This is a genomic window from Sphingomonas sp. CCH9-F2 (assembly GCF_001556735.1).
GTDB classification, from domain to species: Bacteria; Pseudomonadota; Alphaproteobacteria; order Sphingomonadales; family Sphingomonadaceae; genus Sphingomonas; species Sphingomonas ginsenosidimutans.
In genome coordinates this window covers 1-2,817 of the sequence record NZ_LSJO01000434.1, presented here as the reverse complement: position 1 = coordinate 2,817, position 2,817 = coordinate 1, and the positions used below count along the sequence as shown (strand labels likewise).

At 73.5% G+C, this 2,817-nt stretch carries 3 protein-coding genes; 1 reads left to right on the top strand and 2 read right to left on the bottom strand.

The genetic code is table 11. From position 1 onward, the window contains the following. Window positions 1–118 precede the first annotated feature (118 nt). Complete coding sequence (gene hemW / locus AX685_RS12165; RefSeq protein ID WP_066489053.1) at window positions 119–1,285, top strand: radical SAM family heme chaperone HemW; 1,167 nt, start codon at window positions 119–121, stop codon at window positions 1,283–1,285. Between the two features lie 139 nt (window positions 1,286–1,424). Here the strand turns inward: hemW and AX685_RS12160 are convergent, their stop codons facing one another. Next, window positions 1,425–2,525 (bottom strand): ATP phosphoribosyltransferase regulatory subunit, encoded by a 1,101-nt coding sequence (locus AX685_RS12160; protein WP_066489050.1) that lies wholly within the window; start codon window positions 2,523–2,525, stop codon window positions 1,425–1,427. Then, on the bottom strand, window positions 2,522–2,782 hold the full coding sequence (locus AX685_RS12155; RefSeq protein ID WP_066489048.1) for an endonuclease domain-containing protein: 261 nt from the start codon (window positions 2,780–2,782) through the stop codon (window positions 2,522–2,524). Before AX685_RS12155 ends, AX685_RS12160 begins: the two co-directional genes overlap by 4 nt. Window positions 2,783–2,817: the final 35 nt, after the last annotated feature.

Genomic DNA, 2,817 nt, shown 5'->3' with positions numbered 1-2,817 from the left:
CCACCACCCGCGCCGGCCCGCCGTCCCCCGAACAGGCGACCGCCGACAGCGGCAGCAACGACGCGAACAGGCCGACGGCATGGCGTTTCGGGCGCATCGCCGCCATATCGGCGCCGGCATGGTTCCCGACAATCCCCCGCTGGCGCTCTACATCCACTGGCCGTTCTGCGTCAGCAAATGCCCCTATTGCGACTTCAACAGCCATGTGCGCGCGTCGGTGGACCAGTCGCAGTGGCGCGACGCACTGCTCGCCGATCTGGCGCATGAGGCCGCGTTGCTCCCCGGCCGGCGGCTCGGCTCGATCTTTTTCGGCGGCGGCACGCCCTCGCTGATGCCGCCCGCCACCGTCGCCGCGCTGATCGACGCCGCGCTCGCCGCCTGGCCCGCCGCGCCCGGGGGCGTGGAGATCACGCTGGAGGCGAACCCGTCATCGGTGGAGGCGGCGCGCTTCGCCGATCTCGCCGCCGCCGGGGTCAACCGCGTTTCGCTGGGCGTGCAGGCGCTCGACGATGCCGCGCTGCGCTTCCTGGGCCGCGCGCATGGCGTGGACGAGGCGCTGGGCGCGCTCGCCATCGCGCAGCGCCATTTCGCGCGCGTCAGCATCGACCTCATCTACGCGCGCCCCGACCAGTCGCCGGCGGCGTGGGAGGCGGAGCTTGCGCGCGCGCTCGCCTTCGGCACCGAGCATCTGTCGCTCTACCAGCTGACGATCGAACCGGGCACGCGCTTCGCGACCGAGGCCGCCGCCGGCCGCCTCGTCATTCCCGACGGCGATGCCGCCGCCGATTTGTTCGAGGCCACGCGCGCGATGACCGCCGCCGCCGGCATCCCGGCCTACGAAATCTCCAACCACGCCCGCCCTGGCGCGCAGAGCCGCCACAACCTCACCTACTGGCGCTACGGCGATTATGCCGGGATCGGGCCGGGCGCGCACGGCCGGCGCGGCGCGCTCGCCACCTTCCGCCGGCGCAAGCCGGAGAACTGGCTCGCCGCGCTCGCGCGCAACGGCCACGGCCTGGAAAGCGAGGAACCGCTCGATCCCGCGACCCGCGCCGGCGAGGCGCTGCTGATGGGCCTGCGCCTTGACGAAGGTGTCGATCTCGCACGGATCGCGGCGCTGACCGGGGTCGCGGTCGACGCCTTGGTCGACGACCGCCAGATCGCCGCGCTCCCCGGCCTGATCGAGCGCCGCGGCGACCATCTGCGCGTCACCGAGGCGGGGATGATCCTGCTCGACGCGATCCTGCCGCGCGTCGTGCGCACCCCGGACGCGGCTGACGCCTGACCGCGCGCGTCGCCCCTGCCCCGCACGTCACCGCTGCACCCCACGTCGCCCCTGCGAAAGCAGGGGCCTCCCCATTGGGGATCACCACAGGGCAAACCCACACGCGGAAGAAGGCCCCGGCCTGCGCCGGGGCGACGCCCTACAGCGCCCGCGCCTCGCCCCCCGTCAGCACATGCGTGCACAATTGCGCCTCGGGCGTGTCGCCCGCGTCCAGCGCCGCCACCGTCACCCAGCCCTCGCCGCGCCACCGCGCGCCTTCTTCGGCCGGGGTATTCAGCGGCACGAACAGCCGGCGCCGCTCGCCCGCCGGCGCGTCGCCCACCAGCCGGTCGGCATACAGCGTGAAGCCGGTCGCCGCTTCCTCCGCACCGCCTTCGTGCACCACCGTATAGGTGCCGCCGCGCCCCAGCTCCGCCGACGATGCGCCGCCGAACAGCGAGAAGCCCAGCCACGTCTGATATTCGAACCCGTGCCGCTCGGTCGGGTCCAGCGTCATCGCGACGCGCCCGTCCAGCGTCGCAGCGATCGCCGCCAGCGCATCCAGCCGCGAGGCGAGCACGCCGTCGCGGTCGAACGCGCGCAGCCGCGCCAGCGCCGGTTCGAACGGCCCCGCCGCCGCGATCAGCGGCAGGTAATCGGGCGCGATTTGCGCCACCGCGCCGGCATCCTTGGCGTCCAGCCGCTCGCGCAGCGACGCCAGCGCGTCGGCCGCGACCGGCAGCGGCCCCGCCGCCAGCGCATCGACCAGATCGGGCAGCGTGAAGTCGATCGACGGCTGCGCCACCCCCGCCGCCGCCATCGCTTCGACCGCGACGGTCGCGATCTCCCCCGCGGCGGCGACCGAATCGAGCCCGAACAGCTCCGCCCCGATCTGCCGCGTCTCGCGCGCGGGGGACAGCTGGCTGGCGCGCAGCTTCAGCGCCGACCCGGCGTAGCTCAGCCGCACCGGGCGCGGGTGGTGCCCCATCCGCGTCGCCGCGATCCGTGCGATCTGCGCGGTGATGTCCGGGCGGATCGCCAGCGTGCGCTGCGACACCGGGTCGACGAAGCGCACCGCATCGTGCAGCGCGCCCGCCTTCAGCCGCGTGCCGAGCGCCTCGGCGAACTCCGCGAGCGGCGGATCGACCCGCTCATAGCCATGCGCCCGGATCGCCCCCAGCACCCGCGCCTCGATCGCGGCGGCGGCATCGGCATAGGGCGGCAGGCGGTCGCGAAGACCCTCGGGCAGCAGCGCGGTCATGCGCGCGCCTCCCTCTCCCCTACGGGGAGAGGGTCGGGGAGAGGGGCAGTCGTCACCGCCGACAGGATCGTTTGAAGCACGCCGTCCAAGTTCATCATCACATCCGCGTTCGTGAAGCGCATGACGCGATAGCCGCGCGCTTTGAGCCAGGCGGTCCGCCGGTCGTCACGCGATTGGTCGGCGTGGGTATCGCCGTCAACCTCAATCGCCAGCTTGAGCGTGCGCGCGCAGAAGTCGAGGATATAGGGACCGGCCACGACCTGGCGGGAGAATTAGACCCCGTCCAGCCGCC